The 24,444-nt window shown below is 70.9% G+C and carries 28 protein-coding genes; 13 read left to right on the forward strand and 15 right to left on the reverse strand.

The features are described 5' to 3' along the window. The first annotated feature begins 12 nt into the window (after positions 1-12). The 3 genes from FVE25_RS17545 to FVE25_RS17555 all read left to right on the forward strand — a co-directional run bounded on the left by FVE25_RS17545 (position 13) and on the right by FVE25_RS17555 (position 2,273). On the forward strand, positions 13-720 hold the full coding sequence (locus FVE25_RS17545; RefSeq protein ID WP_157248024.1) for a class I SAM-dependent methyltransferase: 708 nt from the start codon (positions 13-15) through the stop codon (positions 718-720). Between the two features lie 67 nt (positions 721-787). Continuing rightward, entirely contained in the window at positions 788-1,372 is a 585-nt protein-coding gene (locus FVE25_RS17550) for an RNA polymerase sigma factor (protein WP_157248025.1), read from the forward strand. Beyond that, a complete protein-coding gene (locus tag FVE25_RS17555; RefSeq protein ID WP_157248026.1) occupies positions 1,365-2,273 on the forward strand; it encodes a hypothetical protein in 909 nt (302 codons plus the stop codon). The genes FVE25_RS17550 and FVE25_RS17555 overlap by 8 nt, the downstream gene beginning before the upstream one ends. A 34-nt stretch (positions 2,274-2,307) precedes the next feature. Here the strand turns inward: FVE25_RS17555 and rocD are convergent, their stop codons facing one another. The 3 genes from rocD to FVE25_RS17570 form a co-directional block, all read right to left on the reverse strand. After that, the gene (gene rocD, locus FVE25_RS17560; RefSeq protein WP_157248027.1) at positions 2,308-3,519 is read right to left on the reverse strand and encodes an ornithine--oxo-acid transaminase; all 1,212 of its coding nucleotides are present in this window, start codon (positions 3,517-3,519) and stop codon (positions 2,308-2,310) included. A gap of 19 nt (positions 3,520-3,538) precedes the next feature. Continuing rightward, positions 3,539-4,330: a dimethylargininase gene (gene ddaH / locus FVE25_RS17565; protein WP_157248028.1), complete on the reverse strand. Its 792-nt coding sequence runs from the start codon at positions 4,328-4,330 to the stop codon at positions 3,539-3,541. Between the two features lie 121 nt (positions 4,331-4,451). After that, positions 4,452-4,925, reverse strand: coding sequence for an Lrp/AsnC family transcriptional regulator (locus FVE25_RS17570; RefSeq protein WP_157248029.1), 474 nt, complete (start codon positions 4,923-4,925; stop codon positions 4,452-4,454). A 61-nt stretch (positions 4,926-4,986) separates the two neighbouring features. On the opposite strand from FVE25_RS17570, the gene FVE25_RS56820 reads away from it, so the two are divergent. Next, the gene (locus FVE25_RS56820; protein WP_157248030.1) at positions 4,987-7,419 is read left to right on the forward strand and encodes a GH1 family beta-glucosidase; all 2,433 of its coding nucleotides are present in this window, start codon (positions 4,987-4,989) and stop codon (positions 7,417-7,419) included. Here the strand turns inward: FVE25_RS56820 and FVE25_RS17580 are convergent. Further along, positions 7,391-8,563, reverse strand: coding sequence for a hypothetical protein (locus FVE25_RS17580; RefSeq protein WP_157248031.1), 1,173 nt, complete (start codon positions 8,561-8,563; stop codon positions 7,391-7,393). The genes FVE25_RS56820 and FVE25_RS17580 overlap by 29 nt on opposite strands. Positions 8,564-8,610: 47 nt before the next feature. On the opposite strand from FVE25_RS17580, the gene FVE25_RS17585 reads away from it, so the two are divergent. Beyond that, entirely contained in the window at positions 8,611-9,558 is a 948-nt protein-coding gene (locus tag FVE25_RS17585) for an isopenicillin N synthase family dioxygenase (protein WP_219825529.1), read from the forward strand. On the opposite strand, the gene FVE25_RS17590 is transcribed toward FVE25_RS17585, so the two are convergent. From FVE25_RS17590 to FVE25_RS17600, 3 genes are all read right to left on the reverse strand, one after another. After that, entirely contained in the window at positions 9,555-10,262 is a 708-nt protein-coding gene (locus FVE25_RS17590; protein WP_157248032.1) for a hypothetical protein, read from the reverse strand. The genes FVE25_RS17585 and FVE25_RS17590 overlap by 4 nt on opposite strands. Beyond that, entirely contained in the window at positions 10,259-11,107 is an 849-nt protein-coding gene (locus FVE25_RS17595; RefSeq protein WP_157248033.1) for a hypothetical protein, read from the reverse strand. The genes FVE25_RS17590 and FVE25_RS17595 overlap by 4 nt, the downstream gene beginning before the upstream one ends. Positions 11,108-11,183: 76 nt before the next feature. Further along, positions 11,184-11,585 carry a winged helix-turn-helix transcriptional regulator gene (locus FVE25_RS17600; protein ID WP_157248034.1) on the reverse strand — a complete coding sequence of 134 codons (402 nt, stop codon included), beginning with the start codon at positions 11,583-11,585 and terminating at the stop codon, positions 11,184-11,186. Positions 11,586-11,707: 122 nt separating this feature from the next. Here FVE25_RS17600 and FVE25_RS17605 point away from each other — a divergent pair, with 122 nt between their 5' ends. Together FVE25_RS17605 and FVE25_RS17610 are read left to right on the forward strand one after the other, a co-directional pair. Next, a complete protein-coding gene (locus FVE25_RS17605) occupies positions 11,708-12,664 on the forward strand; it encodes an NADP-dependent oxidoreductase (protein ID WP_157248035.1) in 957 nt (318 codons plus the stop codon). A 100-nt stretch (positions 12,665-12,764) separates the two neighbouring features. After that, positions 12,765-13,292: a hypothetical protein gene (locus tag FVE25_RS17610; RefSeq protein WP_157248036.1), complete on the forward strand. Its 528-nt coding sequence runs from the start codon at positions 12,765-12,767 to the stop codon at positions 13,290-13,292. Positions 13,293-13,524: 232 nt separating this feature from the next. Here FVE25_RS17610 and FVE25_RS17615 read toward each other — a convergent pair whose 3' ends face one another. Beyond that, positions 13,525-14,031, reverse strand: a complete 507-nt coding sequence (locus FVE25_RS17615) for a TetR/AcrR family transcriptional regulator (protein WP_157248037.1) — start codon at positions 14,029-14,031, stop codon at positions 13,525-13,527. A 174-nt stretch (positions 14,032-14,205) separates the two neighbouring features. Here FVE25_RS17615 and FVE25_RS17620 point away from each other — a divergent pair, with 174 nt between their 5' ends. From FVE25_RS17620 to FVE25_RS17630, 3 genes are all read left to right on the forward strand, one after another. Beyond that, the gene (locus FVE25_RS17620; RefSeq protein ID WP_157248038.1) at positions 14,206-14,748 is read left to right on the forward strand and encodes a hypothetical protein; all 543 of its coding nucleotides are present in this window, start codon (positions 14,206-14,208) and stop codon (positions 14,746-14,748) included. Between the two features lie 211 nt (positions 14,749-14,959). Continuing rightward, a complete protein-coding gene (locus FVE25_RS17625) occupies positions 14,960-15,331 on the forward strand; it encodes an ASCH domain-containing protein (RefSeq protein ID WP_246267125.1) in 372 nt (123 codons plus the stop codon). 105 nt (positions 15,332-15,436) lie between these two features. After that, positions 15,437-15,619, forward strand: coding sequence for a hypothetical protein (locus tag FVE25_RS17630; protein WP_157248040.1), 183 nt, complete (start codon positions 15,437-15,439; stop codon positions 15,617-15,619). Between the two features lie 371 nt (positions 15,620-15,990). Here FVE25_RS17630 and FVE25_RS56310 read toward each other — a convergent pair whose 3' ends face one another. Continuing rightward, positions 15,991-16,710: a DUF5941 domain-containing protein gene (locus FVE25_RS56310; protein WP_157248041.1), complete on the reverse strand. Its 720-nt coding sequence runs from the start codon at positions 16,708-16,710 to the stop codon at positions 15,991-15,993. Continuing rightward, entirely contained in the window at positions 16,707-18,218 is a 1,512-nt protein-coding gene (locus FVE25_RS56315; RefSeq protein ID WP_157248042.1) for a CDP-alcohol phosphatidyltransferase family protein, read from the reverse strand. Before FVE25_RS56315 ends, FVE25_RS56310 begins: the two co-directional genes overlap by 4 nt. Positions 18,219-18,336: 118 nt before the next feature. On the opposite strand from FVE25_RS56315, the gene recO reads away from it, so the two are divergent. Together recO and FVE25_RS17650 are read left to right on the forward strand one after the other, a co-directional pair. Beyond that, positions 18,337-19,071 carry a DNA repair protein RecO gene (gene recO / locus FVE25_RS17645; protein ID WP_157248043.1) on the forward strand — a complete coding sequence of 245 codons (735 nt, stop codon included), beginning with the start codon at positions 18,337-18,339 and terminating at the stop codon, positions 19,069-19,071. Continuing rightward, positions 19,068-19,847, forward strand: coding sequence for an isoprenyl transferase (locus FVE25_RS17650; protein WP_157248044.1), 780 nt, complete (start codon positions 19,068-19,070; stop codon positions 19,845-19,847). Before recO ends, FVE25_RS17650 begins: the two co-directional genes overlap by 4 nt. Before the next feature lies 1 nt (position 19,848). On the opposite strand, the gene FVE25_RS17655 is transcribed toward FVE25_RS17650, so the two are convergent. Next, positions 19,849-20,397: a CGNR zinc finger domain-containing protein gene (locus FVE25_RS17655; protein WP_157248045.1), complete on the reverse strand. Its 549-nt coding sequence runs from the start codon at positions 20,395-20,397 to the stop codon at positions 19,849-19,851. Between the two features lie 71 nt (positions 20,398-20,468). On the opposite strand from FVE25_RS17655, the gene FVE25_RS17660 reads away from it, so the two are divergent. Continuing rightward, positions 20,469-21,374, forward strand: coding sequence for a DMT family transporter (locus tag FVE25_RS17660; RefSeq protein WP_157248046.1), 906 nt, complete (start codon positions 20,469-20,471; stop codon positions 21,372-21,374). Here FVE25_RS17660 and FVE25_RS17665 read toward each other — a convergent pair. The 4 genes from FVE25_RS17665 to FVE25_RS17680 are packed head-to-tail and all read right to left on the reverse strand — an operon-like array spanning position 21,371 to position 24,286. After that, the gene (locus FVE25_RS17665; protein WP_157248047.1) at positions 21,371-21,748 is read right to left on the reverse strand and encodes a Fur family transcriptional regulator; all 378 of its coding nucleotides are present in this window, start codon (positions 21,746-21,748) and stop codon (positions 21,371-21,373) included. The two genes, FVE25_RS17660 and FVE25_RS17665, sit on opposite strands and share 4 nt — an antisense overlap. Further along, on the reverse strand, positions 21,745-22,578 hold the full coding sequence (locus tag FVE25_RS17670) for a metal ABC transporter permease (protein ID WP_157248048.1): 834 nt from the start codon (positions 22,576-22,578) through the stop codon (positions 21,745-21,747). Before FVE25_RS17670 ends, FVE25_RS17665 begins: the two co-directional genes overlap by 4 nt. Beyond that, positions 22,575-23,336: a metal ABC transporter ATP-binding protein gene (locus FVE25_RS17675; RefSeq protein ID WP_157248368.1), complete on the reverse strand. Its 762-nt coding sequence runs from the start codon at positions 23,334-23,336 to the stop codon at positions 22,575-22,577. The genes FVE25_RS17670 and FVE25_RS17675 overlap by 4 nt, the downstream gene beginning before the upstream one ends. A gap of 14 nt (positions 23,337-23,350) precedes the next feature. Next, the gene (locus FVE25_RS17680) at positions 23,351-24,286 is read right to left on the reverse strand and encodes a metal ABC transporter substrate-binding protein (RefSeq protein WP_157248049.1); all 936 of its coding nucleotides are present in this window, start codon (positions 24,284-24,286) and stop codon (positions 23,351-23,353) included. Positions 24,287-24,444 lie beyond the last annotated feature (158 nt).

A 24,444-nucleotide genomic window follows, 5' to 3' on the forward strand; every position in this document is an offset into this window, starting at 1 on the left:
CGTGCGGGACTTGTGAATCACGACGCTTACACCCGCACCGCCCCCTTCTACGACCTGTGGCACGAGGACGGCCACGTTCCCGAGATCCGCCGCATCCTGCCGCCCGTGCTCGAGGGCGTCACCGGCGGCGTCCTGGAGATCGGCGCGGGCACCGGCCTGATCACCCTGGTCATCGGCGACACCGTGGCCGGGGAGATCTACGCCCTGGAGCCGTCGCTCGGCATGCGCGCCTCCCTGCTGTCCCGCCTGTCCGACCGCCCCGGCCTGCGTGAGCGGGTGACCGTCCTGCCCTACGGCGCGCACGACGTGGACCTCGACGAGCCCGTCGAGGCCGTCGTGATGATCTCCGTCCTGTACGGCTTCGCCCCCGCCGAGCGGGAGAAGCTCTGGGACACGCTGGCCCGGCAGCTCGCCCCCGGCGGCCGCCTGATCTTCAACTGGCGGCAGCGCCCTGTCGCGGTGCCCGGCGAACCCGAGGTCATGGGCTCCTACCAGGTCGGCCGGCACACCTACGAGGTCCGCGGCCAGGTGCTGTCGGCCGACGAGACCGTGTCCAGGTCGCGCTTCACCTACCGCGTCCTCCAGCACGGCGTCGTCGTCAGCGAGGACGTCACCGAAGGCGACAGCTACCGCCCGAGCCTGGCCGAACTGGAGGCCGAGCTGACCGGCTTCACCAGGGAGGAAGCCCCCGAAGGACTGCTCGTCTGGCGCAAGTCCTGAAATCCTGCGGAACCCTCTCCTCACGTGCGGCCAACAACAGGGTGATGGCACACGAGAGGACCGGAACGTGGTGGGTGTTCAAGAACGGGTGGACGACTCGGCGTTGATCGAGCGGTCTCTGCACGACCCCGAGAGCTTCGCCGAGCTGTTCGACCGGCACGCCGAGGAGATCCACCGCTACGCCGCCCGCAGGCTCGGCGGCGAACTGGCCGAGGACGTCACCGGTGAGGTGTTCCTCATCGCCTTCCGCGGCCGCGCCCGCTACGACCGCACCAGGCCGGACGCCCGGCCCTGGTTGTACGGCATCGCCACCAAGGTCGTCTCCCAGCACCGCAGGGCGGAGCGGCGCCGCAACCACGCCATGGCCAAGCTCGGCGCGGACCGGCCCGACGGCTTCGACGAGCGCAGCGCCGACCGGCTCAGCGCCGAACTGCTCCAGCCGCGGCTGGCCAGGGCGCTGACCCGGCTGAGCGCGGCAGAACGCGACCTGCTGCTGCTCCTGGCCTGGGCCGACCTCACCTACGACGAGGCGGCCGAGGCGCTGGGCATCCCCGTCGGGACCGTCCGCTCCCGGCTGCACCGGTTGCGGGCCAAGGTGCGCAGGGCTCTCGGTGCCGATCCGTTCGCTGCCGAGGAGGGGCACCGTGGATGACGAGATCAGAATCTTCGCCGAGGGACGTCCGGCGGCCGCGCCGTACCCGGAAAGGGCCCGGCTGGGCGCACGAGAGGACCTGGTGCGCGCCGCGCGGGGACGCGCGCGCTTTCGCCGGCTGCCTCGCGTGGGATGGCAGGCGGTGGCCGCGTTCGGGGTGACGGCGGCGGTGGTGGGCGGGGTGAGCGTGGCGCTGACCCGGCCCGAACCGGGGATGACGGCGGCGCCGCGCGGCGCCTACATGCTCATCGAGACGCAGGTCACCATGAGCGGCGCCGGGCGGACCCATCGGGGGAAGGAGCAGCTCTGGGTCAGCACCGGCGACCTCGCGAGTGTCGCCATGCGCAGGGAGCCGATCGAGGGCATGGAGATGAAGCAGCCGACCTCGTGGCTGCGCTGGAACGGCTGCCGCGCCGCGCCCCTGCCCTCCGACGTGGAGGGGATGCGGCGGCTGATCTACGACGCCACGGAGCCGGGGGAGAAGGACCGCGAACTGGCCGCGTTCGAGCAGGCGCGACGGTTGCTGAAAGAGCGGTACTTCACCGCCGAGCAGCAGGAGGCGCTGTGGGCCGTGCTCGGCGCGATGCCCGGCGTCCGCCGGGTCGAGGACGTGCCGGACGACCTGGGCCGCTTGGGGACGGCGTTCCAGATGGACGTCAAGGCCGCCCCGGCCCGCCGGATCATCGTCGACCCGGAGAGCGGGGAGTACCTCGGCCAGGGCTACGACGGGCCGATGGACAGGTTCGTCCTGGAATCCAGCGTGCGGCTCGGCGTGCGGATGGTGGACGAGCTCCCGCAGGTGGACGGCGCGCGCGTCGAGCAGGGCCCGTGCGAGCGCCGCGACCCCGAGCCCACGCCGTCCGTCACCGGGACCGTCAGCCCGACGCCGATCCCCGGCTGAGGGTACGGCGGCGCCGTACCCTCAAGGGGTTGCCTCAGCGGAAGGAGGCGATGGCGTCGGCCAGTTGCTCGACGGCCCAGAGGAGGTCCTCCTCGGAGATGACGATCGGCGGGGCCAGGCGGATGGTGGAGCCGTGGGTGTCCTTGGCCAGGACGCCGCGGGCCATCAGTGCCTTGGAGACCTCGCGGCCGGTGGCCAGCGACGGGTCGATGTCCACGCCCGCCCACAGGCCGCGGCCGCGGATCGTGACGACGCCGTGGCCGACGAGCTCGTTCAGCTTGGCGTGCAGGATCTCGCCGAGCTGGGCGGCCCTGGCCTGGTACTCGCCGGTGTTGAGGATCTCGATGACGGCGTTGCCGACGGCGCAGGCCAGCGGGTTGCCGCCGAAGGTGGAGCCGTGCTGGCCGGGCTTGATGACGCCCAGGACGTCCTCGTCGGCGGCGATGGCGCTGACCGGGACGACGCCGCCGCCCAGGGCCTTGCCCATGATGTAGATGTCGGGCACGACGCCCTCGTGGTCGCAGGCGAAGGTCTTGCCGGTGCGGCCGAGGCCCGACTGGATCTCGTCGGCGATCATCAGCACGTTGTTCTCGGTGCAGATCTCGCGGACCTGGGTCAGGTAGCCGTCCGGCGGCACCAGCACGCCCGCCTCGCCCTGGATGGGCTCGATCAGGACGGCGACGGTGTTGGCGTTGACGGCCTCGCGGATCGCCTCGGCCGAGCCGTACTTCACGATCGTGAAGCCGGGCGTGTAGGGGCCGAAGTTGTCGTGGGCGTCCGGGTCGGTGGAGAAGCTGATGATCGTGGTGGTCCGGCCGTGGAAGTTGTCCTCCATCACGATGATGTTGGCCTGCTCCGGCTGGACGCCCTTGACCTCGTAGCCCCACTTGCGGGCGACCTTGATCGCGGTCTCGACGGCCTCGGCGCCGGTGTTCATCGGCAGGATCATGTCCTTGCCGGTCAGGTCGCCGAGTCCGGCGCAGAAGGCGGCGAACTGGTCGTGGTAGAAGGCGCGGCTGGTCAGCGTGAGGTTCTTGAGCTGCTCCTGCGCGGCCTCGATGATCTTCGGGTTGCCGTGGCCGAAGTTCAGGCTGGAGTAGCCGGACAGGAAGTCGAGGAAGCGCTTGCCCTCGACGTCGGTCACCCAGGCGCCGTGCGCCTCGTGGATGACGATGGGAAGCGGGTGGTAGTTGTGCGCGCTGCGCCGCTCGCTGATGTCGATCAGCTTTTGGGTCTGGCTAGTCATTTTCTCCCCCTATTTCGTGTTATGCCCGAATCTCGAGCGTGCAGCACTTCGGGCCGCCGCCTGCCTTGCGCAGCTCGGACAGCTCGACCGGAATCACCTCGTACCCGCGCCGCTTGAGCTCCAACTGGAGCGCCGTCGCCTCGGAGTTGATCACTACGTGCTCGCCGTCGCTGACCGCGTTGAGGCCGAGAACCTCGGCATCGGCCGCCGTGGCCAGGACCGCCTCGGGAAACAGCCGCCTCAGCACCTCCTGGCTGCCCTGGGAGAAGGCGCCGGGGAAGTAGGCGACGTTGCGTCCGTCGAGAGAGAATAGCGCCGTGTCGAGGTGGTAGAAACGCGGGTCCACCAGCGACAACGAGATCACCGGGCGGCCCAGGAACTCCTGCGCCTCCAGGTGGGCCTTGGTGTCGGTGCGGAAGCCGGTGCCCGCCAGGATCACCTCGTCCAGCGTGAGGAAGTCGCCCTCGCCCTCGTTCACGTGCTCAGCGGCCCTGACCGGGTAGCCCTGCTCCTCGAACCAGCGCAGGTAGGCGGGACCCTCGGGGCCGCGCTCGGGGAAGGCGAAGCGCGCGCCGTACACCCGGCCGCCCACCACGGTCGCGCCGTTGGCGGCGAACACCATGTCGGGCAGGCCCTCGACCGGGTCGATCAGGCTCACCTGGTGGCCGAGTTCCTCATACGCCGCCTTCAGCCCTTCCCACTGCCGGATCGCCACGTCGCGGTCGGCGCCCGCGTCGGGGTCCATCCACGGGTTGATCGCGTACGCGACCGTGAAGTGCTCGGGGCGGCACATCAGGAAGTGCTTGGGCATGCGGGTCTCCGTCAACCATCGTCGGGGGGTCCCCTCCACGGGGACGGAGACAGCCTAAGAATGCATGATTATGCAGGCCAAGCCGCTGGCATTGCGCGTTGGCGCGGGTCTGTTGCGAGTCTTACCCGGAGATGGCCGATCCGTTGCGTCCGGTCGGATCCGCCGCGTCGACCAGCCGCGAAAGCACGATCGAGCTCTTGGTCCTGACCACGAACGGCATGGCCGCGATGCGCTCGATGACCCGCTCGACGTGGCCGACGTCGGTTGCACGGATATGCAGAAGCGCGTCGGCCTCGCCGGTGATCGTCGCCGCCGCCACCACCTCGGGGAACCTGGCCACGGCCACGCCGATGTCGGAGGGTTTCGTCTTGCCCTGGCAGAACAGCTCCACGTACGCCTCGGTTGTCCAGCCCAGCGCCTGCGGCGCCACCACGGCGCTGAAACCGGTGATCGTCCCGGTCTCGCGCAACCGATCCACCCGCCGTTTGACGGCCGAGGCAGACAGGCCCACGTGTTGCCCAATTTCCGCATATGTCGCCCGAGCATCCTCCACGAGAGCGGCGATGATCTCGCGGTCCAGCCGATCCAGTTCCACGCGACCTGTATACCGCCTTCCCCTGGAGTCACCTGCGCCGACCGGCCCGCAGAATGAGGACATGAGGTTTCCCGAAGACTTCGTGTGGGGCGTGTCGACGTCGGCCTACCAGATCGAGGGCGCCGCCGGCCTGCGCGGCCTGTCCATCTGGGACACCTTCTCCCACACCCCCGGCCGCATCCGGGACGCCTCCACCGGCGACATGGCCTGCGACCACTACCACCGCTACGCCGAGGACGTCGCCCTCATGCGCGGGTACGGCGCCTACCGGTTCTCGGTGAGCTGGCCCCGGGTGTTACCCGAGGGCCACGGCCGGGTCAGCGCCGCCGGCCTGGACTTCTACGACCGCCTCGTGGACGAGCTGGTCGGCCGCGGCATCGCCCCCTACGCCACCCTCTACCACTGGGACCTGCCCCAGGCCCTCGAAGACCGGGGCGGCTGGCCGCGGCGCGACACCGCCCTCCGCTTCGCCGACTACGCCCTCGCCGTACACGAACGGCTGGGCGACCGCGTGGACACCTGGTTCACGATCAACGAGCCCTGGGTGGCGGCCTTCCTCGGCTACGCGGACGGCACCCACGCGCCCGGCAGGCGCTCGGCGGCCGAGGCGTTCCGCAGCGCCCACCACCTGCTGCTCGCCCACGGCCTGGCCACCCGGGCGCTCCGGCAGGCGGGCGCGGCCCGGATCGGCATCGCGCTCAACGTCTCGCCCGTGCTCACCCCCGGCGGGCTCGCCGACCTGGACGCCGAGCCCTCGTCCGAGGACGCCGAAGCCGTGGCCAGGATCGACGCCCTGCTCAACCGGCAGTTCCTCGACCCGATGCTGCGAGGTTCCTACCCGGCGGAGCTGACCAAGCTCGTGGCCGAGCACGGGGGCCTGGATCACGTGCTCGACGGCGACCTCGCCGTCATCGCGCAGCCGCTCGACGTGCTCGGGGTCAACTACTACGCGCCGCAGGTGGTGCAGGCACAGCCCAGCCGGCCGGGGGAGCCCGCGTTTCCCGGCAGTGACGGGGTGCTGTTCGCCGCCGTGCCCGCCCCGGCCACCGCCATGGGCTGGCCGATCGTGCCCGGCGGGCTGACCATGGTCCTGCGCCGGCTGGCCGCCGAGCATCCTGGGCTCGACCTCCTCGTCACCGAGAACGGGGCCGCGTTCGACGACTCCCCGGCCGACCATGACCGGGTCGCCTACCTGGACGCCCACGTGCGTGCCGCGCACGCGGCGATCGCCGACGGGGTACGGCTGCGCGGCTTCCTGGTCTGGACGCTGCTGGACAACTTCGAGTGGGCCGACGGATATCAGCGGAAATTTGGGCTTTTCCAGGTGGATTTCGCGACTCAGCGGCGGACGGAGCGGTTGAGTGCCCGGTGGTTCCGTGAGCTGATCGCCCGCAACGGGCCGGCGCCCGCCGGGCGGCCCACGCTGGAGACCGTCGCCGCCCGCGCCGGCGTCTCGCGGGCCACCGTCTCCCGCGTGGTCAACGGCGAGCCCTCGGTACGGCCGGTCGTGCGGGCCCGCGTGCTCGCGGCGGTGGAAGAACTCGGGTATGTGCCCAACCAGGCCGCCCGGAGCCTGGCCACCCGGCGGTCCGGGGTGGTGGCCCTGGTCCTGGCCGGGCCCCGGCAGGACAATGCCACGCTGGTGGCCGCGGTGGCGCAGTACGTGACCAGCGTCCTCGAGGCCGCCGGGCGGCAGGTGGCGCTCATGCTGGCCGACACCGCCGAGAGCCACCGGCGCATCCTGGCCCGGGTCGAGGCGCGGGAGGTGGACGGGGTGATCCTGCTGCCGCCGGACCGGGGCGACACGCTGACCGAGCGGCTGGCGGGGACCGGGGTGCCGGTGGTGGTGCTGGGGCGGCCGGGCGGGACGGCGGTGCCGTACGTGGACGTGGACGACGCGGGCGGCGGTGCGGCCGTGGCACGGCACCTGGGGGAGCGCGGGCAGCCCGGGCACCTCTGGAAACCTGAGCAGCCCACGCAGTCTGGGCAGCCCGGCCAGTCTGGGCCGTCTGGGCCGTCTGGGCAGGGCGGGCTGGTGGTTTTGGCCGGGCCCGGGGTGGCGGCTCGGGAGCGGGTGGCGGGCTTTCTTGGGGCCGTTCCCGCGGGCGGGGTCACGCCGGTTGTGGTGGAGGCCGGGGCCGGGGTCGAGGCGGGGGTGCTGGCCATGCAGCGGGTGCTGGCCGATGGGGCCCGTCCCGGAGGCGTGTTCGCGGTCACCGATCAGCTGGCCATCGGGGCGATCCGGGCGCTGCGTGCGGCGGGGCTGCGGGTTCCGGAGGACGTGGCGGTCGCCGGGTTCGGGGACGGTGCGGCGGGCCGGCACCTCACGCCGGGACTCACCACGGTCGGGGTCGCCGAGACCGAGCAGGCGCTGGCCCTGGCCAGGTGCCTGCTGGCCGCGCTGGAGGGGCACACCGTCGTGCCCGCCGTACTCCCGGTGCGGCTGATCGTCCGGGAGAGCACCGTCAGCGGGGAGTGGCCCGGCGGGCGATGATGCGCTCGGCCCAGCTGGCCGCCTCGGGGTCCTTCAGGCCCTCGACCACGCCGCCCAGGTAGGCGGTGGCGAGGCTGTGGAAGCCGTTGTCGATCTGCCGCACGCGTCCCGCGCGCCGCCGCTCGGCCGACTGGACGTGCTGGCCGATGCTCTCGGCGTAGCCGGCGTCGTGCTGGTAGGCGGCCTGCGCGCGGGCGCAGGCTTCGGCGTCGTGGTCGCGCTTGGCGCGCAGCTCGCGCAGGCGCCGGTCGTTCGGGTTGTGCATGCGGCGGCCGAGGTCGGCGGCGATGAGGGCGGTGGCGATCAGCAGCGCCAGCAGCAGGACCATCGTGGGCAGCTCGCCCACCCCGCCGGAGGTGGGGCCGATCTCCTGCCCGTCCACGATCAGTGGTTTGACCAGGGCGTCGCGGCGCAGCACCGCCACGGCGACGATCAGGCCGAGCCACACCAGCGCCACCCCGGCCAGCAGCCATCGGCCGCGCGCCGGGCTGCCGTTCTCCTGCCAGGCGCGGAACGCCCTGCCGTACATGTGCGGCGCGACCAGCATGATGAGCGCGGCGCCGGCGGCGAGCAGGGCGGTCATGGCGACGCTGTCACCCCAGTTCAGGATGACCTGGTACAGGATGGGCACCTCGACGATCAGCAGGAGCAGCAGCAGGAGCGCCCCGGGCAGCCATCGGCGGATGGCGGGCCAGCGGCTGCCGGACAGCGCGATCGAGCTGGGGCGGCCGTCGCCGGGGCGTTTGCTGGGCTGTTCCAGCTCGGCCACGTGGTGCCGGGAGTCCTCCAGGGCCTTGCGGAGCTCGGCGAACGTGCGCTGCGACTCGGCCAGCCTGATCTTCTGCGCCTCGAACTCGGCCTTGGCCTGCTGGGTTTCGCGTTCCGTGCAGGCGTCGACGCGGGACAGTTCGGCCAGCCGTTCGTCCTCCAGCTCGTGGAAGCGGGGGACGCTGCCGGTCTCCAGCGTGAGCGTGTCGATCTGGCCGTCGGCGGCGTGGCGGCGGCCCAGCTCACGCTCCTCGGCCCGGCGCTGCCGCCAGTCGGGCACGTGGTACAGGTCCCCGTCGTAGGCGATGGCCGGGGTCCGCCGGGCGAGGTGGATGGGTTCGTCGGGAAGGTCCTTGTGCCGTTTGCCGAAACGCATAGCCCCTCCAGGCTTCGATTTCATGCTAAATCCCGGAGAATGGCGGCGTGCGTGAATTGCCGGTGATCGATATTTCGCCCCTTTTGTCGGGTACGGCGGGCGGTGTGCCCGACCAGATCGGGGCGGCCTGCCGTACCAGCGGGTTCTTCTACATCACGGGACACGGGGTCCCCTCCGCGCTCGTCTCCCGGCTCGACGCCGCCGCGCGGGAGTTCTTCGAGCTGCCGCTGGAGGTCAAGAACGAGATCTCCATGGATCGGGGCGGGCGGGCCTGGCGCGGGTTCTTCCCCGTGGGCGGTGAGCTCACCTCCGGGCGTCCCGATCTCAAGGAAGGCGTCTATTTCGGCGCCGAGCGGCCGCCCAGTTCCCTGCCGTTGCACGGGCCGAATCTGTTCCCCGCTCAGGTGCCCGCGTTGCGGGAGGCGGTGCTGGAGTACCTGGACGTCATGGGCGGGGTCGCCCAGGCGGTGCTGCGGGGGATCGCGCTCAGCCTCGGGTTGCCCGGTGACTACTTCAGCGCCGGATACACGGCCGATCCGACCATCCTGTTCCGGATATTTCACTATCCGCCCTCTGCGCCTGATGGGGCCGAGTGGGGAGTCGGGGAGCACACCGACTACGGGCTGCTCACCCTGCTGCTCCAGGACGCCAACGGCGGGCTGCAGGTCCACACCCCGGATGGATGGATCGCCGCGCCGCCGGTCCCCGGCACGTTCGTCTGCAACATCGGCGACATGCTCGACAAGCTCACCGGCGGGCTCTACCGGTCCACGCCGCACCGGGTGCGGAACCTCAGCGGGAACGAGCGGCTCAGCTTCCCGTTCTTCTTCGACCCCGGGTCGGACCGCGAGGTGCCGCCGCTGCCGTACACCGAGGGCGGCCGGGCCCGCTGGGACGGGCAGGACCTTCGCGCCTTCACCGGAACCTACGGCGAGTACCTGCTGGGGAAGGTGGCCAAGGTCTTCCCGCAGCTGAGAGAGGACGTCCTGGACTAGAGCAGATCAGCCGAAACCGCCCCCGCCGCCTCGAACGCCTCCCGCCAGAAGCTCTCCAGCAGCGGGAACCTGTCCGGGTCAGAGGTCTTGGCGCGCAGGAACCCGTGGACCACGATCTCGTAGCCGGTCAGGTCCGGCAGGAGGCGGGCCCGGCGCAGTTCCTCGATCTTGCCCTTCCGGCCGGCCGTACTGAGGTCGAGCTTGTTGACGTCCAGCTCGCCGCGATTGTTGATCAGGTCGCTGAAGACGGCGACGCGATGGACGCGCTCGGGCCGGCGTTGCGCGCCCATCTGCTTGACCAGGTAGCGCAGGGCGCCGATCACGTCCGAACCCCTGCCCTCGTCCGGGCAGTCGAACAACTTCAGCGCCTTCGGCACCACCTGCGTCAGGCGGTGCTTCCTGATCCGCTCCTCGACCACCGGGTTGGCGTTGGGGTTCTCCTGCGCCGTGGCGGCGATCCTGACCGGGGTCTCGCGGCAGGTGCTGCTCTCCGAGGCGCCGGTGACGGCCGCGAACCCCATCCAGTCGCAGCCGCCGGTGAACTCGGGCAGCTTCGCGGTCACATCGCTGCGGGAGGTGGCGGGCTCGGCGTAGGAGGTGGAGTCCACGACCGTGCCGCACAGGCCGCGCGCCTGCGCCGCGCATCCGCCGGTCCCCGCCATCACCAGCCCCACGGCCAGCACACCCGCCACCGGCCCCCTCACGTCGTCTCGTCCGGCGTCGTCTCGTCCGGCGTCGTCTCTTCCAAAGTCGTCTCTTTCACTGGAGCGGGCGTGTTCTCGGCGCCGGGGGTCTCGTCCGTGTCGTGCGGGGCGGCGAGTTCGCGGGAGGCGGTGGCGCCGGTGAGTTCGCGATGGCCGTTCACCGTGGCCTGCCAGCGCTCCACGCGATGTTCCACCTCGTCCAGAAGACGCCCCATCTCCTCGCCGGAGGTCACGGCGGCGGTGTCCATGGCGATCACCTCGCCCTTCCACAGCGGCGGTATCTCCTCCCGCCGCGGATGGGCCCGCAGCACCCCGCTCCGGTAGGCGGCGATCATCCGCTCCGCCCACGCGTGCACCTCCTCCACGTCGTGGTTGCGCCGCAGCACCGCCCCGTCCCACTCGCGCGCCAGCCGTTCCACCTGGGCCTGCGCCTCGTGCACCCGCTGGACCGCCGCCCGCACGGCCTCCGCGCGCCGCCGCTCCTCCCGCCGCCGCCGCGCCTCGGCGATCGAGATGAACCCGTCCTCACCGGCCGGGGCCGCCTGCCCGTTCGCGCTGCCGTTCGGGGGGAGCTCCTCCTGGAGCGTCACTTCGAGTACGGCCTGCCGCGCCGTACCCGCCTCCCGTAACAGGGCGGTCTTGACGCCGGCCAGCTCCCGATCCAGCCGGGCGATGCGCTCGCGGGCCATGGCACGGAGTTCACCCAGGTAGGCGGGCCGGCAGTCGGGGTCGGTGAACTGGTGCAGCGCGTGCTGCCGGGCGTCGCGCATGCCCTGGGCGTGGGCCTGCTCGCGCTCGCGATCGGGCCCGGTCTCCCGCCTGAACAGCCGCGACAAGAACGCCATGCGCGTCTCCCGAGTGTCCCTGGACCTCCCAGACTAATCGCCCCAACCTCCACGAAAGCGAAAACCCGGCGCGGGATCAGGAGGGGCTGTCGTAGCCCGCGCGGGCGGCGTCGATGCGGGCGATGTTGGCCTCGGCCCAGTCCTTCACCGTGAAGATCAGTCCGCTGAGGTCCCGGCCAAGGTCGGTGAGCTCGTAGTCGACCCGGGGCGGCACGGCGGCCGTGACCGTCCTGGTGACCAGCCCGTCACGCTCCAGGGAACGCAACGTCTGCGTGAGCATCTTCTCGCTCGCCCCCGGAATCTCCCGCCGGAGGTCGCTGTAACGCAACGTCCCCCGCCCGGCCAGGGCGCTGATCACGAGGCTCACCCACTTGTCGCTGATCAGCGCGAGCAGCCGGTTGGTCGGGCAGATCTTGACGAACGCCTCGTGGGCCCGTTGTTCCCGGGCGCGGCGCTGGGCGGCGGTGAGGGTGGTCATGGCATACCTCCGGGTTCAGTACGCACTCCTGGGTGCGTACTTACCGGGGGAGAGTAGCACCCCATACGGTCGTGCCCGGCGGACCTCCCGCCCTCTGATGACCTTGGAAAGTGGTGAACCAGATGCGTGCTGCGCTGGTCAGAAAGTTCGGCGGACCGGAAGCCGTGGAGATCGCCGAGGTGCCCCTGCCCGAGCCGGGACCCGGCCAGGTACGCGTCAAGGTGGCCGCCGCCGCCCTCAACCCCGTGGACGCGGGCGTCCGCGCCGGCGTCTTCGGTGGCCAGGGCCCGCTCGGCCTCGGCTGGGACGTGGCGGGAACCATCGACGCCCTCGGCCCGGACGCGACCGGTTCCTCCGGTGCCCTCGGCTCGGACGCGGCCCGTTCCTCCGGTGCCCTCGGCTCCGGTCCGGCCGGCTGGGCCGTGGGTGACCTTGTGGTCGGCCTCGCCTATGGGCCGCACAAGCCCCTGGGCACCCATGCCGACTACGTCGTCCTCGACGCCTCGGCCCTGGCCGCCGCACCCCGTTCGGCCGATGCCGTGGACGCGGCCACCCTGCCGCTCAACGCCCTGGCCGCCGCCCAGGCCCTCGACCTCCTGGCCCTGGCTCCGGGCGACCGTCTGCTGGTCACCGGGGCGGCGGGCGCCCTTGGCGGCTACGCCGTACAGCTGGGGCGGTTGCGCGGGCTGGAGGTGACGGCGATGGCGGGTGACGCCGACGAGGAACTGGTGCGCGCGCTCGGCGCCGGCGGCTTCGTCGCGCGTACGGCGCGGCCGGAACCGGTGGACGGCGTGCTGGACGCGGCGGTCATCGGCACCCCGGCGCTGGCGTTCGCCCGCGACGGCGGCGCGTACGCGGCCGTGATCCCGAACGCGGTGCCCGCCCCGGAGCGCGGAGTACGGACCGGCGGCATCGAGGTGAAGCCGGACGGCGCCCGCCTGGCCGAACTGGTGCACCTGGTCGAGCGCGGCCACCTCGCCCTCCGCGTGGCCGGGACGCACCCGCTGGAGGAGGCCGAGCACGCCCACGCCCGCCTTGCCGCGGGCGGCCTGCGCGGCCGTTTGGTTCTGCTCCCGTGAACGGCTAAATCGATGGACAGGAAGTGGGGAATACCGAACACTGCAAACAACCGCACACGCATGATGCGGCCGGACTCCGTATCCCTTTCGGAGGAGCGTCATGTCGACCAAAGGTGTGGCCATTGTCGCGGCGCTGATCGCCGCCGGTGCGACGATCACAGCCGCGTTGATCACCTCCGGTCAGTTGAAGTTCGGCGGTGCTCCGGACACCTCGGAGACCAGGCGGGGCGGGGTTTCTCAGCCCCAGCCGCAAGGCCAGAAAAGGGCGCCCCAAATTGTCGTCCGCCCGAAATCACTGGACCTCTGCGGGGGTGCGGGATGCGCGCAGGAGGTGCTCATTCTCAGCACGGGTAATGCGATGCTGAAGGTCACCGATATCGAGTTCCAAGGGGAGTCTGCCGGAAGTTTCCGGCACGACGGCGCCTGCGAGAATCAGTCTCTGGACGCCGGCGCCGAATGCGTGCTCAAGGTGTGGTTCGAGCCGGAGACCGCCGGGGCGAGCGGCTCGGCCGTACTCGTGATCCATCAGAACCTGCGGGGCGACAACGGCACCCGGGTGCAGGTCAACGGGCAGGGGCAGCTCCCCACGACCGAGCCCACCCCATCGGAGCTGCCGACGTCCGGCTGACTCCCGTCAACCTTGGGTTGACGGTATTTGAGCGTCAATCTAAGGTTGACGCATGGGGTTCCCCCGCATCGCCGCCATTCTGATCCTCGCCGCCCTGGTCGCCGCCATGTTGTGGTGAGCGCTCAGGCGGGCTCCTCGCGCCGGTTGCCGAAGGCCGCCCGGCGCAGGGAGGGGATGGCGCCGCAGGCCCGCAGGAAGGCCCCGATCCCGCCGCCCACCACGATCACCTGAGTCATGCCGACCCCTTCAGCAACGTCCGGAGCTGACTGAGCACCTGGCCGGCGCGGCCGGGGGTCAGGCTGACCCCCTTCACCGCGGCGATGACGAGTTCCACGTGATCGGGACGCACCCGCGTGGCCAGCGCGTCGCGCCAGCCGCGTTCCCTGCTCTCCAGGATCGCGCGCACCTCGGCGTCACGGGTGGCGCGCAAATCCAGCTCACGCAGCACCAGGAAGAGCGCCGGCCGCTCGGAGATCAACCGGATCAGCATCTCCAGGTGATCGTCGAGGTCGCCCACGGGGACGCTCGGCGTCCAGAACTGCTGAGTGGCGTAGTCGACGATCCCCGTGACCAGATCCCGTTTGCCGGGGAAATAGTGGTGGACGGTCGAGTGATCGAGCCCGACCCTGGCCGCCACGTCACGCAGCCGCAGCCCCTCGAAGCCCTTCTCCGCCACGCAGTCGAACGCCGCCTTGACCAGCTCGCGGCGACGCTCCTCCGTTCGTTGTGATCTCGCCATGGCCCCCGTCTTCCACCAACCAGTTGGTGGAACCATCCTGCCCGAGAGAGCCCGGAGTCAAGGTCTCCGACGTAGGGTGAGCCCATGTTCTTCGAACCCCCGCCAGAGGAAGAAGAATCCGCAGCCCCTTCCCCACCAGGACTCCCCGCGTGGTGCGCTCCGCCGCCGGACGAGATGGGCGCAGTGATCGTCAGCGGCCTGCTGCTGGCCCGCACCCCGAACGTGGTCCTCGCCCTGCCGACGATCGAGGCGTTCAGCGGCGGCTGCCTGCTGAACGTGGACATCGGCACCAGGCGCCAGACCCTGTCCCCGGACGACTATCAGGCCCTCCAGATGGGCATGCACGTTTCCACATTCACCGGGGTAGGCCGCGGCAAGCCGCTGCCGGACACCCTGCTGCGGTACGGCGTGCGCTTCGCCGACGGCGCCAAAGCCACCACGGTCGGCCAGAAGCTCGACCGGCTGCGCCTCCAGCAGGACCCGCCGCCGCCTCCGCGGCTGACCCTGCTGATCGGCGCCTTCTCCATGCGAAGCGGCGGAGACGACGACACCGTGACCACCCAGAGACTGTGGCTCTGGCCCCTGCCGCCCCCGGAGGTCTTCGAACTCGCCGTGGAATGGCCTGCGGGCGGAGTCGAGCTGACCCTCACCGAACTGGACGGCACGGCCATCGCCTCCGCCGCCCGGCGGGCGGCGCCGTACTGGCCGCATCCATAGACGTCGCGGCTCAACCCAGGTCGTCGAACTCGCCGTCCCAGAAGCATCCGGGTGAAGACCACTCCCGTCCGAAGGGGCCCGCGCCCTTGCTCATGCCGAGGGCGAGCAGCGGTCGAAGGGGATGGCGAACCGTGACTCGCCGGCTGCGGCCAGGCACGCCTCCACTGAAGTGGGCAAGATCATGACGGCACAATCCGCAAGGCAGACAGGCGTGCGCGCCCGCGAGATGAACCTCTACCGCCGCTACTTCGACCTGGTCGCCGACGGCTCCAAAACGATCGAGGTACGGGTGCGGTACCCCCATCTGCGCAACCTCAAGGCCGGCGACCACATCCGGTTCGTCTGCGGCCGAGACGACGCCCTCACCAGGGTCAAGCGAGTCTCCCGCTATGACTCCTTCGAGGACATGCTGGACGCCGAAGGCCCCGAACGGGTGAACCCAGCCAGTCCTCGCGACCAGCAGCTGGCCAACATTCGCCGCATCTACGGCCCAGAGAAGGAGGCTCTCGGCGTCCTGGCCATCGAGATCGAGCTCATCGACCCACCTGCCGAAAGTGGCATAGCCCCACCTCCGGGACGGTGACGAACCACGCGTGACGCGGCGATGCCGGATGCCATCCTCCAGCTTCGTGGTGGCGCCCGGCTCCTCTACGTCGGCCGAGAGGCCGCGCATCGTAGGGTGGTGCGCATGCGCGCCCGCCGCAGCGTCGTCGCCGTTGCTCTGACCGCCTGCTTGGGCTGGATCGTCGCCGTGTTCGCGGTCCCGGGCGCGGATCCGTTCCTTGTGCTGATGACATGGCTCGTTCTCATGGGAGTGGTATTCGGGGTGCCTCCTGTTCGCCGCTTCGTCCTCGGGAAGCGGCGCTCCTGACCGGCGACAGTGGTGAGACCGTCGCGGTGATCTTCCCTCGGCCAGGGTGCCCGCTTGGCCGTGTGGCGCGGTATCAACCGGGTCAAGGGCCATCGCCACCCGATCTGACGAACTCGCCGCTCGCTACGCAGCAACCAGCCACACCCCGCCGTGCCCGGGCATCGCTCGGGGTCCGGGTGGGGTGTGGGGGCTTGGCCTCCACTGAGGACTGCCCAAGCCCCAGGCGCGAAGCGCCCCAGCGAAGGACCTTGCTGGTGAACCCGGGGGTGTGGGGGCTGACCCCCACACAAGGCTGCCCGAGCCCCAGGCGCGAAGCGCCCCCCAGCGAAGGACCTTGCCCTTCGGCCTCCTTAGCCCCCGCCCCTTGGCCGTCAGCCCTTGTCGGCCTCGCCGGTGGCGGCTTCCTGGGCCTCCTCCGGGGACGCCTCGAGGTCCTGTTCGGCGTCGGCGCCCGCCTGGGCCGAGGCCTTGTCCAGGCGGACCCAGGACGTCACGCTCTCCACCGCGAACAACACCAGCAGGTACGCGGTCAGCACGGCCAGCACCGGTGTCAGGATGCCCAGCGCCGCCCCGGCCCCGATGATCAGCAGCCTGAGCTCCCACCCCAGCCCGGCGTGGAACACCCAGGCCGGCGGCCAGATGCTCTGCCGCGTCCGGTAAACCGTGTCGTAGGTGTGATATCCGACGACGTACAGCAGCACGAACAGCAACCACTTGGGCGCGTCGGCAGCCAGCCCGATCAGGATGACGGTCAGGAACTCGGTGGCGCGCAGCAGCGGCGGCGTCAGCCAGTCGAATCGCCCGAGGTGGTCGCGGGGCGCGGTTGGCAGGACGAGCAGGACCACGACCAGCGGCGCGACGAAGAGCATCGGCCGGGACACGAGCGTTCCGGTCACGCCCAGCACGATGACGGCCAGGAGGGCCAGCAGGGTGGCGGGCACCGGCGGCAGCCCCTTGCCCAGTTTGCCCGCCAGGGCGTGCACGAGGGGGCCGTCGTCGCGGTAGGCGAGCAGGCGGGCCGTCTGGATGCGGCGGCGCTCTTCGTCGGGGTCGGGTGCGGGGGTGGCGGCGGCCTGCGGCTGGGTGATCATGCGAGCGACCTCATGAGGCGTCCGGTGAGGGTGTAGGCGGCGGCGACGGTGCCCCAGGCCACCAGCGTGATGAAGGTGACACGGGCGTCGAAGAGGGCGGCGGTGATCGCGATGGCCGCGAACCGCTCGCCGATGGGGAACACGACCATTTTGCGGGCCCAGTGGACGACGCGGTACCGGCCGGCCTTGGTCCACATCTTCAGCAGGCCCCTGATGCCCTGGTTGCGTTCGATCTTGCGCTTTTCCAGGTCTTTGCGCAGCGGGCGGTCGTCGGGGGAGGCGAGGGCGAGCGTGGGCAGCTTCGCGGGCGGCTTGCGCCGGTTGGAGATGCCGAAGGAGAAGTCCAGCAGGTGGCGGATCGACTGCAGGCCGATCGCGGCCAGCGCGAGGATCCAGATGTCGTCGCCGTTGCCGGAGACCACCCAGCCGATCGCCAGTCCGGCGAAGACGACGTACTCCTTGAACCGGTCGAAGGTGGCATCCAGCCACGCCCCGAGGACGCCGAACTTGCGGGCGTAGCGGGCGACCTGGCCGTCGACGCAGTCGAAGACGAAGGCGAAGTAGATGAGCACGCCACCGGCGATCATCCACGGCCGCTCGCCGGTGGCGAAGCAGGCCGCCGCCGCGATGCCGAACACGATCGAGATCAACGTCACCTGGTTGGGCGTCAGGCCCCTGCGGGCCGCCCAGCGGGCGATGAAGCGGGAGTACGTCGAGACGAAGAAGGTGGTGAAGAAGCCGTCGGCGCCCTTGACCGCGTTGTCGAGCCGGGCGCGGTCCTCGTTCATGCCGGCCATCTCGGTGCCGGCCTCGTTGGCCTCCTCCTGGGTGGTGACCCGGCGGTAGAACAGGTCGCGCCGGCCGCGCAGGCCGAGCGAGACGCCCTGCCGTACCAGGCCGAAGGCGATGAGCTGCACGAGGTCGTCGTCGGCGCCGAACAGGTCGGTCAGCTCGGCGAGCTCGCGGCAGGTCTCGGCCAGCAGCGGCAGGTGCTGGGCCTTGATGTGCAGCGGGCCGAGCAGGGCGGCGTTGGGCCGGGTGACCGCGATGCGGGCGGTGCCGACGGAGACGATGCGGGACTTGCCGGCGCGGGCCCGCACGGGCAGGCCCTCGAGCGTGCGGTCGCCGATCTCGGGGTCGGCCTCGTCGATGGGGACGCTGTCCTCCTGCGCCTCCTCATCGAGGGTGTCCGGCCGCGGCTCCTTGGCGATGAGCGCGATCGCGCCGCGCTTGGCCTTGGTGATCTGGTAGATCAGCTCGTCGTGGATGACGGAGTTGGCCGGGATGATGAAGAGGTTGTCCGTTGCGGATTCTGCGACGTCGGCGAGGGCACGCAGGGCGGCGGCCACGTCGTGAGGCTCGATCGTGGCCGGCTGCGGATCCAGGGAGAGGATCTGACCGCGCAGTCGCTCGCCAACCGTGGGGTTGCCGGGCAGCGCGGCCAGCCGGAGGCCGGTCGGAGCGGTGTCGGGGCCGGGCGAAGAGCCCAGCAGGACCACGCGGGTCATGACTCCCTTTCGAGGCAGTTGCGGGGGGTTGAACAACGGGTAATGCGGGGACAGACGTCAAAGTCTAGTGAGCCCTGGGTAAAGCCGGTCCACCCGTGTGTCCCAATAAGATGTCCTGGTGAGTCTCTATCGTGACGAGGGCGTGGTCCTGCGCACGCAGAAGCTGGGCGAGGCCGATCGCATCATCACGGTGCTCACCAAGCGCACGGGCAAGGTCCGGGCGGTGGCCAAGGGGGTGCGGCGCACGACGAGTCGCTTCGGGGCGCGCCTTGAGCCGTTCACTCACGTAGATCTTCAGCTGCACGTCGGACGCTCGCTCGACGTCGTCACGCAGGCCGAGACGATCAGGCCGTACGGCGAGGCGCTGGCGACCGACTATCCCCGCTACACCGCGGGCAGCGCGATGCTGGAGACCGCCGACCGGCTCACCCACGGCGAGAAGGAGCCGGCGTTGCGCCAGTTCCTGCTGCTGGTGGGCGGGTTGCGCACGCTGGCCGACGGCGAGCACGAGGCCAGGCTGGTGCTCGACGCGTATTTCCTGCGCTCGCTGGCGGTGGCCGGGTACGCTCCCGCGCTGGAGGCGTGTGCCAAGTGCCGCGCCCCGGCCATCAGGGCCTTCGCGATCGTGGCCGGTGGCGTGGTGTGCGGGGGCTGCAAACCGGCCGGCTCCGCCGTACCGGCGCTGGAGACCATCGCGCTCATGACGGCGCTGCTGCGGGGCGACTGGGCGGCGGCCGACGCGTCGCAGCCGCGCCATCGCGGCGAGTGCAGCGGCCTGGTCGCCGCGTACCTGCAGTGGCATCTGGAGCACGGGATCCGCTCGCTCCGACACGTAGAAAGAGAGCCGGTTTGAACGTCCGTCCGCCCTCCCCCCATCCGTCCGGCGTGACGCCGCCGCCGATCCCGCGTGACCTGGTGCCGCGGCACGTGGCGATCGTCATGGACGGCAACGGCCGCTGGGCCAAGCAGCGCGGGCTGCCGCGTACCGAGGGGCACAAGGCGGGCGAGTCCTCGCTGTTCGACGTGATCGAGGGTGCGATCGAGCTGGGTGTCCCGTATCTGTCGGCCTACGCCTTCTCGACCGAGAACTGGAAGCGTTCGCCGGACGAGGTGCGCTTCCTCATGGGCTTCAACCGGGACGTGATCCGGCGCCGGCGTGACGAGCTCAACGCGATGGGCGTGCGGGTGCGCTGGGCGGGCCGGCCGGGGCGGCTGTGGAAGAGCGTCATCTCGGAGCTGGAGACGGCGCAGGAGATGACCGAGCGCAACCGGACGCTGACGCTGCAGTTCTGCGTCAACTACGGCGGGCAGGCCGAGATCGTGGACGCCGCGGTGAAGCTGGCCGCCGACATCGCCGCGGGCAAGGTCAGGCCGGGCAAGGTCAGCGAGAAGGTCTTCGCCCGTTACCTAGACGAGCCGGACATCCCGGAGGTGGACCTGTTCGTGCGGTCGTCGGGGGAGCAGCGGTTCTCCAACTTCCTGCTGTGGCAGTCGGCCTATGCCGAGATGGTCTTCCTCAACCGCCTGTGGCCCGACTTCGACCGGCGCGACCTGTGGGAGGCGTGCGAGGTCTACGCCAAGCGCGATCGCCGGTACGGCGGCGCCGTACCCAACCAGGTGGCGCGGTGACTCAGGCGCGGCGGCGGGCGCGGTAGGCCGCCACGTGCATGCGGTTGCCGCAGGTTCGGCTGTCGCAGTACACGCGGGAGCGGTTGCGTGACTCGTCCACGAAGACGCGTTCGCAGTCGGGCGCCGAGCAGGTGCGCAGCCGTTCCCATTCGCCCTCGACGATGACGTGGGCCAGCGCGACGCCGCAGTCGGCGGCGACGTGTTCGGCGAGGCTGGCGTCCTGGGCGAAGTAGTGCATGTGCAGGGGGTGCCCGTCGTGTTCGGCCAGGCGGGGCGTGATCCGGGTCTCGGACAGCATCGTGTTGAGCATCCGCACGGCGGTGGGCTGGTCGGTGGCGAGGAAGACGCGGTGGAAGGACTCGCGGATCATCCGCACCTGCCCGAGGTCGCGCGGGGTGAGGACGCCGATGCCGCTGATCTGCCGCGCCTCGACGAAGGTCTGCAGATCGTTCAGATCCGCCAGGCCGTCGTCGCCCCCGGTCGAGGGCGAGGTGTTCACCAGCTCGACAACAGTGGCGAGCGAGTGCACCATGTCATGGCCAAACGGCATATTGACTCCTGTCTGCGCCTGCTCATAGCGTGGACGAAGCGTATCTCTATAACAGGCAATCGGGGGTCTCGGTGAGTGCACAGCGCCGTATCGTGCTGATCGCGGTGGTGGGCGCGCTGGTCATCTCGTCCTCCGCCCCGCTCGTGGTTCTGTCCGGTGTAGCGCCGGCGACGTCGGCGTTGTTCCGGTGCGCCTACGCGGTGCCGCCCATCCTGCTGCTGGCCTGGTTCGAGCGCCGCAGGCTCGGCCCGCTGCCGGCCAAGATCCGCTACTTCTCGTGGGCGGCGGGCGTCATCTTCGCCCTCGACCTGCTGTTCTGGCACCACGCGATCGAGTTCGTCGGCGGCGGCCTGGCCACGGTCCTGGGCAACCTGCAGGTGTTCCTGGTCGCCTTCGCCGCCTGGGCGATCTTCCGGGAGCGGCCGTCCACGCGCCTCATGCTCGCCACGCCGATCGTCTTCGGCGGCGTCGTGCTGATCTCCGGCCTCTTCGACGCCGCCGCCTACGGGGCGAACCCGATGCTGGGCGCGGTCTTCGGCATGGCCACCTCCGTCGCCTACGCCGCGTACCTGCTGCTCATGAAGGCCGGCGGACGGCACGCGATGCTGCCCCTCGCCCACGTCACCGTCGTGGCCACCCTGACCGTGGCCGCGCTCAGCCCCCTCTTCGGCGGCGCCGACCTGACACCGAGCTGGCCCGCGCACGGCTGGCTGCTGCTGCTCGCGCTGGGGCCGCAGGTGCTCGGGTGGGCGCTCATCACCTGGGCGCTGCCCCGCCAGCCCGCCGCGCTGACCGCCCTGCTGCTGCTCATCCAGCCGATGACGACGGTCGCGCTGTCGGCGCTGCTGCTGGGGGAGCGGCCGTCGACGCTGCAGCTCGCCGGATGCGCGGTGATCGTCCTGGGTGTCCTGTACGGCTCCCGCGGCCGCTCACCAGCCCCGGCGCAAGAGACGTCGGAACCCGCGCTCAGCCGCTAACGCGTCGAGCACCCGGCGCACGTGCCGAACACCTCGACGGTGTGGGTGATCTCGGTGAACCCGTGCTCGCTGCCCACGGCCTCGGCCCAGCGCTCCACCGCGGGCCCGGCCACCTCGACCGTGCGCCCGCAGCGGCGGCAGACCAGATGGTGATGGTGATCGTCGGTGGCGCAGGCCCGGTAGACCGACTCGCCGTCGTCGGTACGCAACACGTCGACCTTGCCGCCGTCGGCCAGCGCCTGCAACGCACGGTAGACGGTGGTCAGTCCGATCTTCGCGCCGTCCTGGCGCATCTCGGCATAGACGTCCTGCGCGCTCCGGAAACCCTCGCTGCGGCGCAGGGTGTCGTGAACGGCGTCACGCCTGATGGTCATGTTGACTCCTGTGGTCGGCCTCGCCGTACGAATTTACCCACCCCGAGGGCCAGGACGAAGCCGCTGAGCGCGAGAAGGACGATCGAGGCGCCCGGCGGCACCTTCGGCGAGAGGCTGGACAGGAGCAGTCCGCCGACCGCCGCCACCATCCCGAACAACGTGGCCAGGCCCATCGTGGCCTTGAAACCCTTGGTCAGCTGCTGGCTCGTGGCCACCGGGATCACCATGAGCGCGCTGACGAGCAACAATCCCACCACCCGCATGGCGATGACCACGGTCAGCGCCGCGGTGACGGCGATCATCAGGCTGAGGAAGCGCACCGGCAGCCCGCTGGCCTTGGCCACCTCCTCGTCCTGGCAGAGCACGAACAGCTCCCTGCCGAAGATCGCCACGACCGCGAGCACCGCGACCGCGAGCCCGCCGATCACCCAGATGTCCTCGCGGGTGACGCTGGCGATCGCCCCGAACAGGTAGGAGTTGAGCTTGGCGTTGCTGCCGCCGGGCGCGATGCCCATGAGCATGACGCCGCCGGCGATGCCCCCGTAGAACAGCAGCGCCAGCGCCACGTCCCCGCTGGTGCGCCCGCGCGCCCGCACGAGCTCGATGGCGACCGCCCCCAGCACGGAGACGACCACGGCCGTCAGCACCGGCGCCGTCCCGGTCAGGAACCCGAGCGCGACCCCGGTCAGCGCCACGTGCCCGATGCCGTCACCGAGCAGGGACAGCCGGCGCTGCACGATGAACGTGCCGACGGCGGGCGCGCACAGGCCCACCAGCAGCGCCGCGATGAGGGCCAGCTGGAAGAACTCCCGTTGGAGAAGGTCGCTCACGGTTTCACTCGCAGATCGGTCAGAGGGCCGCCGACGACGTCCTCTTCCTCGGCGTGGGGGTGAACATGCTGATGGCCGGGCCTGGCGCACTCGCCCTCCGGCTGCGGCGGCCGCCCGTCGTGCTCGATCCGCCCGGCGCGCACGAGCACGCCACGGGTGATGACCGGCTCCAGCGGGCCCAGCTCGTGGGCGACCAGCACCACGGTCCGCCCGTCGCGCACGAGCCCGCCGAGCGTGGCCGCCAGTAGCTGCTGGCTCTCGGCGTCGACGCCCGCGGTGGGCTCGTCCATTACGAACACGTCCGGCTCACCGGCCAGCGCGCGGGCGATGAGCACCCGCTGCTGCTGCCCGCCGGACAACGACTGCACGGGATCGCCCGCCCGGTCGCCGAGATCGACCGCCGCCAGCGCGCGCGTCACCGCGGCGCGATCGTCCTTGCTGGTACGGCGGAGCCGGCTCTGCCGGGCGATGCGGCCCGAGGCGACGATCTCCCGCACGGTGGCCGGGACGCCGCCGCCGACGGCCAGCCGCTGGGGGACGTAGCCGATGCGCCGCCAGTCGCGGAACTTCGCCGGCGGCTCGCCGTACACCAGAGTCTGGCCGCCCGACAGCGGGATGAGCCCGAGCAGCGCCCGCACCAGCGTGGACTTCCCGGACCCGTTGGCTCCCATGATCGCGACGACCTCGCCCGCGCAGACGGTGAGGTCGACGCCGTCGAGGATCGCCCGGCGGTCGAGTGTCACCCGGCCGCCGGTCATCTGGAAGACCGTGTTCACGCGCACCCCAGGGCTATCTGGAGGGTCTTGAGGTTGTGCCGCATCTGCGTAAGGTAGTCGCCCGTGCCCGGCTTGCTCTCCAGCGGGTCCAGCACCGCGGTCTTGGCCCCCACCTCCTGCGCCAGCACCTCGGCCACCTTCGGGCTGACCAGGGCCTCGGTGAAGATCGTGGTGACCTTCTCGGAGTTGGCGAGCTTGGCCACCTCGGCGATGCGGGCGGGGGAGGGCTCGCTCTCGGGGTCGAGGGTGATGCCGATCTGCTTGAGCTTGTACCTGTCGGCCAGATAGCCGAACGCCTCGTGGCTGGTCACCATGGTCTTGCTGGTGCAGCTGGTCAGGCCCTTGGTCATCTCCTGGTCGAGCGCGGTGAGCTCGGCCGCGGTCTTGGCCGCCCGGTCCCGGTACGCCTGGGCGTGCTCCGGGTCCGCCTGGGCCAGGCGCTCAGCGAGCTTGCCCGCGACCGTGGCCAGCCTGGACGGGTCCAGCCACAGGTGCGGGTCGTAGGAGACCGCGTGCTCGTGGTCGTGGCCGTCCTCCTCGGCGTGTTCGCCCAGGGGGATGGTCTTGACCGCGGTGGCGGCGTCGAACGCCTGGTCGGAGCGCTGCTCCAGGGCCTCGTCCACGGCGGGCTGCACGCCCTTGATGTAGACGGCCAGGGTGGCGTCCTCGAGGTCGGCCATCTGCTGCGCGCCCAGCTCCAGGTCGTGGGGCTCCACGCCGGGGGCGGTCAGCACGGACACCTTGATGTCGGGACCGCCGACCTTCTCGCTCAGCCACTGCAGCGGGTAGAAGGCCGTGACCACGCTGGGTTGTCCCCCAGGCGCGGTGGTGATGCTGTTCGCCGCGGTGCCGGAGCCGCAGGCGGTGGTCGCGAAGAGGCCGACACCGGCGAGCAAACCCGCGGCACGAACACGGACATGTCCTGACATCATGGGAGTCAGTATGCGGCAAAATGAAAACGGTTGTCAAAATCAACCCAGTGGGGGAGGTTTAGCCGCACTCGGGATGACTAACGGCAAAGCACCTCGCGCAGGCGCCGAGCCTCGTGGATCGCCAGGCTCGCCCCTGTGCGCGCGGCCGACTCCCCCGG

This window comes from Nonomuraea typhae, from assembly GCF_009760925.1.
Classification (GTDB): domain Bacteria; phylum Actinomycetota; class Actinomycetes; order Streptosporangiales; family Streptosporangiaceae; genus Nonomuraea; species Nonomuraea typhae.

Excerpts from the sequence above, each read along its gene's own strand:
- rocD (WP_157248027.1), bottom strand. The coding sequence starts at position 3,519 with ATGACTAGCCAGACCCAAAAGCTGATCGACATCAGCGAGCGGCGCAGC.
- ddaH (WP_157248028.1), bottom strand. The coding sequence starts at position 4,330 with ATGCCCAAGCACTTCCTGATGTGCCGCCCCGAGCACTTCACGGTCGCG.
- FVE25_RS56820 (WP_157248030.1), top strand. The coding sequence starts at position 4,987 with ATGAGGTTTCCCGAAGACTTCGTGTGGGGCGTGTCGACGTCGGCCTAC.
- FVE25_RS17580 (WP_157248031.1), bottom strand. The coding sequence starts at position 8,563 with ATGCGTTTCGGCAAACGGCACAAGGACCTTCCCGACGAACCCATCCAC.
- FVE25_RS17595 (WP_157248033.1), bottom strand. The coding sequence starts at position 11,107 with ATGGCGTTCTTGTCGCGGCTGTTCAGGCGGGAGACCGGGCCCGATCGC.
- FVE25_RS17600 (WP_157248034.1), bottom strand. The coding sequence starts at position 11,585 with ATGACCACCCTCACCGCCGCCCAGCGCCGCGCCCGGGAACAACGGGCC.
- FVE25_RS17605 (WP_157248035.1), top strand. The coding sequence starts at position 11,708 with ATGCGTGCTGCGCTGGTCAGAAAGTTCGGCGGACCGGAAGCCGTGGAG.
- FVE25_RS17610 (WP_157248036.1), top strand. The coding sequence starts at position 12,765 with ATGTCGACCAAAGGTGTGGCCATTGTCGCGGCGCTGATCGCCGCCGGT.
- FVE25_RS17615 (WP_157248037.1), bottom strand. The coding sequence starts at position 14,031 with ATGGCGAGATCACAACGAACGGAGGAGCGTCGCCGCGAGCTGGTCAAG.
- FVE25_RS17620 (WP_157248038.1), top strand. The coding sequence starts at position 14,206 with ATGGGCGCAGTGATCGTCAGCGGCCTGCTGCTGGCCCGCACCCCGAAC.
- FVE25_RS17630 (WP_157248040.1), top strand. The coding sequence starts at position 15,437 with ATGCGCGCCCGCCGCAGCGTCGTCGCCGTTGCTCTGACCGCCTGCTTG.
- FVE25_RS56310 (WP_157248041.1), bottom strand. The coding sequence starts at position 16,710 with ATGATCACCCAGCCGCAGGCCGCCGCCACCCCCGCACCCGACCCCGAC.
- FVE25_RS56315 (WP_157248042.1), bottom strand. The coding sequence starts at position 18,218 with ATGACCCGCGTGGTCCTGCTGGGCTCTTCGCCCGGCCCCGACACCGCT.
- FVE25_RS17655 (WP_157248045.1), bottom strand. The coding sequence starts at position 20,397 with ATGCCGTTTGGCCATGACATGGTGCACTCGCTCGCCACTGTTGTCGAG.
- FVE25_RS17665 (WP_157248047.1), bottom strand. The coding sequence starts at position 21,748 with ATGACCATCAGGCGTGACGCCGTTCACGACACCCTGCGCCGCAGCGAG.
- FVE25_RS17675 (WP_157248368.1), bottom strand. The coding sequence starts at position 23,336 with ATGACCGGCGGCCGGGTGACACTCGACCGCCGGGCGATCCTCGACGGC.
- FVE25_RS17680 (WP_157248049.1), bottom strand. The coding sequence starts at position 24,286 with ATGATGTCAGGACATGTCCGTGTTCGTGCCGCGGGTTTGCTCGCCGGT.